At 59.1% G+C, this 7,986-nt stretch carries 7 protein-coding genes and 2 pseudogenes; 2 read left to right on the top strand and 7 right to left on the bottom strand.

The window, feature by feature from the left end; translation table 11 throughout:
- A partial coding sequence (locus EN750_RS09930; RefSeq protein WP_145967533.1) for a peroxiredoxin occupies positions 1–480 on the top strand: 480 nt, incomplete at its 5' end.
- Positions 481–548: 68 nt separating this feature from the next.
- The gene (gene rpoN, locus EN750_RS09935; RefSeq protein WP_126063822.1) at positions 549–1,982 is read left to right on the top strand and encodes an RNA polymerase factor sigma-54; all 1,434 of its coding nucleotides are present in this window, start codon (positions 549–551) and stop codon (positions 1,980–1,982) included.
- On the opposite strand, the gene EN750_RS09940 is transcribed toward rpoN, so the two are convergent.
- From EN750_RS09940 to EN750_RS09965, 7 genes and pseudogenes are all read right to left on the bottom strand, one after another.
- Entirely contained in the window at positions 1,979–2,605 is a 627-nt protein-coding gene (locus EN750_RS09940) for a nitrogen fixation protein NifQ (RefSeq protein WP_029356557.1), read from the bottom strand. The genes rpoN and EN750_RS09940 overlap by 4 nt on opposite strands.
- The gene (locus EN750_RS09945; protein WP_024505249.1) at positions 2,592–3,644 is read right to left on the bottom strand and encodes an LLM class flavin-dependent oxidoreductase; all 1,053 of its coding nucleotides are present in this window, start codon (positions 3,642–3,644) and stop codon (positions 2,592–2,594) included. The genes EN750_RS09940 and EN750_RS09945 overlap by 14 nt, the downstream gene beginning before the upstream one ends.
- Positions 3,645–3,782: 138 nt before the next feature.
- A complete protein-coding gene (locus EN750_RS09950; RefSeq protein WP_063169384.1) occupies positions 3,783–5,384 on the bottom strand; it encodes an SDR family oxidoreductase in 1,602 nt (533 codons plus the stop codon).
- 148 nt (positions 5,385–5,532) lie between these two features.
- The gene (locus tag EN750_RS09955; RefSeq protein ID WP_126083656.1) at positions 5,533–6,120 is read right to left on the bottom strand and encodes a nuclear transport factor 2 family protein; all 588 of its coding nucleotides are present in this window, start codon (positions 6,118–6,120) and stop codon (positions 5,533–5,535) included.
- Positions 6,121–6,258: 138 nt separating this feature from the next.
- A pseudogene (locus tag EN750_RS40595) lies at positions 6,259–6,381 on the bottom strand (ferredoxin); the annotation flags it as partial.
- Between the two features lie 29 nt (positions 6,382–6,410).
- A complete protein-coding gene (locus EN750_RS09960) occupies positions 6,411–7,589 on the bottom strand; it encodes a cytochrome P450 (protein WP_164759124.1) in 1,179 nt (392 codons plus the stop codon).
- 265 nt (positions 7,590–7,854) lie between these two features.
- Positions 7,855–7,986, bottom strand: a pseudogene (locus EN750_RS09965) (IS481 family transposase); the annotation flags it as partial.

Here is a 7,986-nt window from a genome sequence, read left to right on the forward strand (position 1 = left end):
GAGTCGATCGGGGGGCCAAATCCTTATCGGTGGGAGAACAAGACCTCCGACGATTATTTCGGGGGCAAGCGCGTCATCCTGTTCTCGCTGCCTGGCGCCTTCACCCCGACCTGCTCGACCTTCCAACTGCCCGATTTCGAAAAACTCTATGATCAATTTCTGGAACTGCGAATTGACGCGATCTACTGCGTCTCGGTCAACGATGCTTTCGTCATGAATGCGTGGGGAAAGTCCTTGGGGCTGCAGAAGATCGAGCTGATCCCAGACGGGTCGGGCGAGTTCACGCGCAAAATGGGCATGCTGGTCGCGAAGGACAATCTGGGCTTTGGCATGCGCTCCTGGCGATACGCCGCTCTGATCGACGATGGCGTGGTGGAGCAGTGGTTCGAGGAGGAAGGCTTCTGTGACAACTGCGAGACGGACCCCTATGGCGTTTCATCCCCGCAAAACGTTCTCGACAAACTGAAGGCGGCGGCATGACCCAGAAGTGGCAAGTCTCACACAACCCAAGCACACACTAGAGCATCCTCGGCAGATTACGGTTCAACATGCATCTCTCAGCAAGCCTGCTTCAACGCCAGAAGCAACGTATGGTCTTATCGCCTCAAGCCATTGAAGCTATTCGCTTGCTGCGATTGACGCATACTGAACTCCATCAGCTCGTGCAGCAGGCACTCGAGAGGAACCCCGTTTTGAAGCCTGACCCGTTTGACGACGATTCGCCGCTGTCAGGGGTGGATCAGCGGAGCAGTCAAAGCAGAAGCGAAATCGGCGAATCGCCCATTGGCGGGCCGTCTGGCGGGCGCGGGCAATGGAAGTCGCAACGCAGTAGCGGCAACGATCGACCTGCCGTCGAGGAGTTTACCGCCCACACCGAAACATTGCACGACCATGTCGCCCGCCAGGTCGCCCTCACCCCGTTCACCCCCCAGGAGCGGCTGATTGCCGGACAGCTCGCCGCCCATCTGGAGGACACTGGCTATCTTCAGGTAAACCTTTTCGATCTGGCCAGGAGGTTAAACGTTCGGCAAGCTGATGTGGAACGGGTCATCGGAATCTTGCAGCAATTTGATCCGCCGGGGATTTTTGCGCGAACTCTCAGCGAATGCCTGGAGATTCAGCTGCGCCAGCAAGACCGGTTCGACCCGGCTATGGCAGCTTTGGTCGCCAATCTCGAGATGCTTGCACGGGGGGATTTTCAGGGATTGAAGCAGCGTTGCGGAGTCGACGAGGAGGATCTCCTCGACATGAGGAACGAAATCCGCGCGCTCGATCCCAAGCCTGGAGACCGGTTCCAGTCCGGGACGCCGGAAACCATCGTACCGGACGTCTGGGTAATGCCCAAGTCCGAAGGTGGATGGCGGGTGGAGCTTGATCCGGCCACGCTGCCCAAAGTGTTGATCAACCACACCTATGTCGCCGAAATCTCGCAGCTGACCAATCAAAATCCGGAAGGCAAAGCGTTTCTCGACCATTGCCAGGAAAAAGGGAACTGGCTGATCAGCTGCCTCGAGCAGCGCGCTAAGACGATCCTTAAGGTTGCGACCGAAATCGTGCGCCAGCAGGATGCCTTTTTTACACACGGCGTCGCCCATCTGCGGCCTCTCTGTCTCAAAAATGTCGCTGACGGGATCAAAATGCACCAGTCGACGGTAAGCCGGGTGGCTTCGAACAGGTACATGTTAACTCCGCGCGGGGTGTTCGAGCTGAAGTATTTTTTCACAGCGACAATCGCATCCTGCGAGGGCGGCGACGCGCACTCCGCCAAATCTGTCCGCCATCGGATCAAGGCAATCATCGCCGAAGAATCGCTCGACAAGGTACTTTCCGACGAAGACATCGTTGCTCAGCTCAAGCAGACCGGCATCAATGTCGCTCGCCGTACCGTCACCAAATATCGCGAGGCGATGAACATCCCTTCCTCCATACTACGGCGCCGCGATAAGCGTTTGTCCGCAGCTGCGATCAAGCGAAGTGACTAACCGGCATTCCTGGTCGGCGAGAGGCGACTCTCAACTTCCTCCGGGCCGAAGCAGCTTTCGAAGTCCTGGCATTCCCGACAACTGGGTGCAGTGCATGACGAAAAGCCTTCGGCCTCACACAGCTTGCGGTAAAAGTACTTTTTCCATTTCATGTTTTCTGTGTTGCCTGCCGCCAGCGCGGGAAAATGTCTGGCAAGCAGGCGGCTGAGCTCAGCGCGATTTGAGAGGCCAAGATCCCGCCAAAGATGGTCCGTGCGCATCGCACGCCGGGCGATGATCTTGGCCAAGCGGCCGCTCGCCGGGTCGGCCGGCGCAGCATGCGCTAGCAGCAGCCGGCGTAGCAGCTCCTCTTCCAGTTCCGGCTCGGGCTCGCTCAACTCCTCCAAAGCGAATACGCTGCTGGAGGTAGACGGGAAAGTTGCGGCCAAGACATCACGCAATTCGACAGACGAAAGGCCTGTCCCCTCCGTCGCCAACACCTCGCCCGCCTGGACCTCCTCAAGCGAACGTGAATGTACGCAGGGCAGCACATGCTGATCGAAGCTCCTCCCTAGCTCGGACCCACGCCATTGCGCGCTGGATAGGCAGCCATCATCGTAACGGCCGGCTTCAGCTTCCGGCATGACAAAGCGCCTTGTTGACCGCAGGGATGATCTTGTCGCCCCAGAGCTCGATCTGGCGCAGCATCGTCTTTTGGTCGAAGTCGCCCAATTGAGTCTGAACTGCGATCTGGTCCGGTTTCAAGATATCGATCTCTTCCAGCAGGCGATCAATCACGCGATTTACGCTGCCAATCGGCAAATTTTTGCGCATGGTCTCGAAGGACAGATCCTGCTGGGTCGGTGTCTCCTGCAGCAGGTAGCCATCGTGGCTCTGTTGGCGGCGCTGATGCAGGGCTTCAGAAAGCCGGCGCTGGAAGCGGGCATTGTCGAGATAGCTGTTGATCTCCAACTCGTCGTGGCTGGCATAGCAGCAGCGCAGCAGCGATATCTTGACGTCGGTGACGTTCTTTTCCTCGGATGCCGCCGCCCTCTCGACTGATTCACGCAGTGTGGTCAAAGTCTCTAAGCCGTCGTGGAAGGCTGTGACAAAAAAATTGTGCCCCTCGCGGTAGGCCCGAGCCATCCGTGCGGCTCCGCCAGCGATCCAGATAGGCGGCGTCGGCTGCTGGACTGTGCGGACCGAAATCGCTGTTGGGGGGATCTTCTCATACTGGCCGTCGTGTTCGAAGACGTTTTGGTTGAGGCCCTTGAGAATGATGTCCAGGTATTCCGAAAAGACGGCCGGCGCCTCATCGATGTCCACGCCGAACCGTTCGAACTCGAACTGCTGGTATCCCAAGCCTACGCCGAGCTCGAGACGGCCGTTCGCAACGATGTCGGCGAAGCCGATCTCGGACAGCAGGCGCTGCGGTTGGTAAAGCGGCAGCACGCAGACGGCAGTGCCCAGGCGAATCGTGCTTGTCAAGCCGGCGCAGTGCGCCACCATCATCAGCGGGGATGGTATGAGGCTGTAATTGTTGAAGTGGTGCTCAGCAAACCACGCGGTGTTGAACCCAGCCTGCTCCGAAGCGACGGCCTGTTCGATGGAGTTGCGGATGACGCTTTCTGAGGATTGGTGATAGCCACGCTGGGCGGCCAGAATGAAAGTGGCAAATTCCATGATTTCTCCTCGTTATAGACACGTCAGCCGACCGGGAATGTGCTCGGCATGCACATGCTTGGATCTCAAGCACCTCAGGTGCGTCGTGGAGCCGAGGCTTCATAATGCTCGGCCGGTCGCCCTGCGAAGGCCTGGCAATTAACCTGCGGCCTCCGCAAAACATTCGTCATAGAGTTCGCTGGCGTTTCCCGCATCACCGAACGAGGTCCAGCCGCCGTCCACGTAGAGGATCGAGCCGTTGATGTATGAGGCGTCAGACGAAGCAAGGAAGAACGATGCATCTGCGACGTCTTCTGGCCGTCCCATCCTGCCCATGGGGATGCGTCGTCCGATTGCTGTCAGGTCGATGCGGCCGGCTTTGGCCAACTGAGCAAGTGCGGGCGTGCGGATGTGGCCAGGAGCGACGGTGGCTGTCCGAATTCCGACCGGCCCGAGTTCGGCCGCCATGCAACGGGTCAGCATATCCATCCCCGCCTTGGAGGCGCCGTAGGCATGGCGCGGCGCGAACGGCAGAAAGCTGTCGATCGACCCGAGATTGAGGATCACGCCGCCCGGGCGCATAGCCTTGATCGCTTCGCGCGCGCAGGTGAAGGCGCCGGTAAGGTTGACATCCAGGACGTGTTCGAGCTGTTTCGACAGTTGCTCGATCGCAGGCACAATCCTGTCGGCGGTATCAGCACTATTGACCAGAACATCGATATACCCGAAGCGTCCCCTCAGTTCTTCGAACATCGACACCACATCGCTCTCGACGGCCACGTCCAGCGATTTCGCCAGATGCTTGCCGGGGAGCGATGTAGCCAGCTCTGCCGCTGCAGTGCCATCTTTATCAGCAATCACGACGGTGTCGCCGTTCGCGGCAAAGCGGCGAGCGACGGCCGCGCCAATGCTTTTTGCGCCACCGGTGACGAGCACGATTCGCGCATCTGTGCATTCGGCCGGACAGGAGAGCTCGGCTTGGAGCGCACCATCCACCGGCGGGTGAGCATCCCCCGGCTGGTTGAATGACATCCAGCCTCCGTCGACTGCCAGCACCGAGCCGGTGATGTAGCGCGCCTGCGTGCTGCTCAGAAAACGCACGACCCTGGCGATCTCGTCGGGGCGAGCCAAGCGCCCCATCGGCACGCGGCGGCGTATCGCCGCGAGGTCCATTTTGCCAGCGCGTGCCAGTTCTGTGACCATTGGGGTGCGGACGGAGCCCGGCGCCACCGCCGTGACGCGGATTCCTCGCATAGCCCACTCGCATGCAAGGGACTTTGTCAACGAGATCACGCCAGCTTTCGAGGCTGCGTAGGCGTTGCGCCTGGGATTGCCGACCACGCCCGCCATCGAAGCCACATTGACGATCGCACCGCCCGGCTTCATGCGCCGCGCCGCTTCCCGGGCCATAACGAATGGCCCAATAAGGTTCACTGTCACGCCGCGTCGGAAGGTATCGACAGCGGTGTCGATGATCCTATCCATCGTGGGTCCAACCGCCGCATTGTTGATGAGGACATCGATTTGCGCGAACCGTGCTTCGACCTGGCCGAAAAGTGAGAGCATGTCCTTCTCTCGCGACACATCGCACTCCAGACCGACGTGCGGCGACCCGAGATCCCGAGCCAGTTCAACCACACCACTGCCCGGAAGGTCCACCGCAACTACAGTGTCTCCGTCCGCGGCAAGGATATCGACCAGGGCACGGCCGATCCCGCCCGCAGCGCCTGTGATGATTACGGTGCGTGCTGCCAGTTTCACGAGAGCTTCTCCACGATGACCGCTTGTGATCTCAGCCCATCAACCTTGGGCGGAATGAAGGGCCGAGCCAAATCGTTGCAGTGACCGCCAGTTGCGGCCCCACACAGATGTCGTTCCCGTAGGGCGCTCATCCTCCATTTCTACCCACTTATGCAGCTCCCAGTTGGGGACCCTCGACGCCATCTTGGTCGGTGGGGATGTGACCCTTGAGCAACTGGTAGATGGGATCGTCTGGATGTTGTGCTCCAATCGGCTGTCGCCGGCCGAACCTATCTGCCTCAAGAATCGCTGGCGGGATTTGCTCCTCAACCCAATCGTAGACGACTGTCCGTTCCGCAATTCGCCACTCGTCCTGCCTCTTCTGAAACAGATCGCAGTAACGGCCGCAAAGCAGCGTCTGACGTATTTCTTGGTCTGTATCCGGTCCGCGTTGCAGCGCGGTGAAATAGCTCTCGACCGCGGCCTCTGCTGAACTGATGAAGTCGATCAGGCTGTTCGTGATTTGATGGATGTTACGGTGCCCCGGCAGACCGAGAGCAAATTGGATGAAGTCCTCTGCCGGTCCGCAATAGGGACCGTGCCTGTCATACGCTTCGGGCCAGTATGCGCTACGCAGCGCCGCCTCATCGGCGCGGTCTATCCCGCGGCAGTACCGATACAGGCAGTTGCGGATCGCCTCTCGGTCACGCAGTTCGGTAATTTTCGCGTGGTCGACAGGGTCTGTCGCGAATTGTATGATTGTTTTATCCTTCCCGATGCCAGTCTGCACTTTGCGTGTGTCTCTCTCTACAACTGAGTTAGCGGGGGGCTCGTCAACTTCCAGAGCTTGTTCGGGGCAGGCTCGTACCCCTTTTGAGGCAAGCAGTTGCTCCCCATCGGCAACATCAATATCACCGGGCAAGATGTAGCCGGCGTCATCAAGCTTGAAGACTCTCGGCGCCCGCGCCCAGCAGCGCGCATGACCCTGGCATCTGGCTTTATGTACGACGACACGCATAGCGAACTCCAATGTCGTTGGCTGAAACTTCAGGACCAGTCCAGGATCAGATTCTCGATCCCGAACACATGGCCGCCGAAGGTGATAGGTTCAGTCCCTGTCTTGATCCGAAAGGCTGGGATGCGCGCCAGCCACTCCTCCAGGCCAATGACAATCTCCCGCCGGGCAAGGTGTGAGCCAAGACAACGATGGGGACCATAGCCAAAGGCAGCGTGCCGGTTGTCCTCGCGCGCCAGATCGATCTCATTCGGGCATTCGAATTCCGCCGGGTCACGATTGGCAATCATCGTGGCACAGGAAACATAGTCTCCCTTGCGGATCGGCGCGCCTTTGAAGTCGACATCCTTCGTTGCCACTCGGATCATCTGAATGGTCGAATAGGCGCGCAGCAATTCTTCCGCAGCGACGGCAATCCGGTCCGGTTCGCTTCGTAGCAATTCCTGATCTTTGGGGTTGCGCGCGAGATGGGCCAAGTCGAAGCATATGGCTGCTGAGACCGTGTCGAGTCCCGCGACGAACACAAGCACGCCGATGCCACGGACTTCTTCGTCACTGAGCAGACGACCCTCGACCTTTGCCTTCACGATGAAGGTCATGAAATCATCGACCGGCTCCTTGCGGCGCTCGGTGGCAAGTTCGTCGATGAAGGCCACGATCGTCCGGGCTGCGGGTGGTCGTTGCTCCTTATCGCCGTGGAGCAGATCTCTAGCCCAGCCGACAAATGTTTCTAGTCCGTTGTCCGAAAGCCCAATAAAGCGAAGGAAGATATTGACCGCGAACGGAACTGCAAAATCCTTCATGATGTCGCAGCTCGTGCCTGATGCGGCGATCCTGTCGATCAGCTTGATCGCTCGTTCCCGGACAGCCGGCTCCAATGCCATTACCCGCTTTGGCGAAAGCAGCGGATTGAGCAGTGAGCGAAAAACACCGTGGAATGGCGGATCGAGCTCAAGCGGGATCATCGGCCAGCTCTCGCCGAGCACAGAGGCGAAGATGCTGCGATGGCTGGAAAACGTTTCGGTGTCCTGCAGCACCCGGCGCTGGTCGCTCGCGCGAGTGATGACCCAGGTACCCCGACCGTCGCGCGTGTTGCTGGTTGAATAAAAGATCGGAGGCCCGGCATGAACGCAAGCAACCGCTGCATGCGGATCCCCGTTAGCGGTCGGCAACATGCCGGGCGACGTAAACAGGCTGAAGTCCCTCACCATTTCGGGCGGGACATGATCTGGAACCGGCCGCGATTTAACCGCGCCAGAATCGAGAGACCGTTCATGAGATGCTGTCGGCATTTGCATGCAATCGTTGGTGCAAGCTCCGTGCCGAATTCGTCTTTCGATAATCCTTGCCGTTTGCTGGGCAACAGGTGGCGCCTGCGCTGACTTGCTGGTCGGGATTGCAACATTCTTGTCCAGCGTCGGACACAGAATGTAGAAAGCTAGACACCGACTTGGAGCAACTCAACTGGTGGGATCGCTAGCTGTGGAGCCTCAACAGGTTGTCCTCGGTTAGAGCGAGGCGACTGATAGGTGTTTTGGACTTTAGGCTCCCGTGGGGACGGTGCCAATTGTATCTGTGCAGCCAGACCGGCAACTCTGCGGCGCGGTG

This window comes from Mesorhizobium sp. M7A.F.Ca.ET.027.03.2.1, from assembly GCF_003999175.1.
Taxonomy (GTDB): Bacteria; Pseudomonadota; Alphaproteobacteria; order Rhizobiales; family Rhizobiaceae; genus Mesorhizobium.

Bases quoted from the DNA above. Each gene is read 5' to 3' on its own strand.
- rpoN (WP_126063822.1), top strand. From the start codon at position 549: ATGCATCTCTCAGCAAGCCTGCTTCAACGCCAGAAGCAACGTATGGTC.
- EN750_RS09940 (WP_029356557.1), bottom strand. From the start codon at position 2,605: ATGCCGGAAGCTGAAGCCGGCCGTTACGATGATGGCTGCCTATCCAGC.
- EN750_RS09945 (WP_024505249.1), bottom strand. From the start codon at position 3,644: ATGGAATTTGCCACTTTCATTCTGGCCGCCCAGCGTGGCTATCACCAA.
- EN750_RS09960 (WP_164759124.1), bottom strand. From the start codon at position 7,589: ATGGTGAGGGACTTCAGCCTGTTTACGTCGCCCGGCATGTTGCCGACC.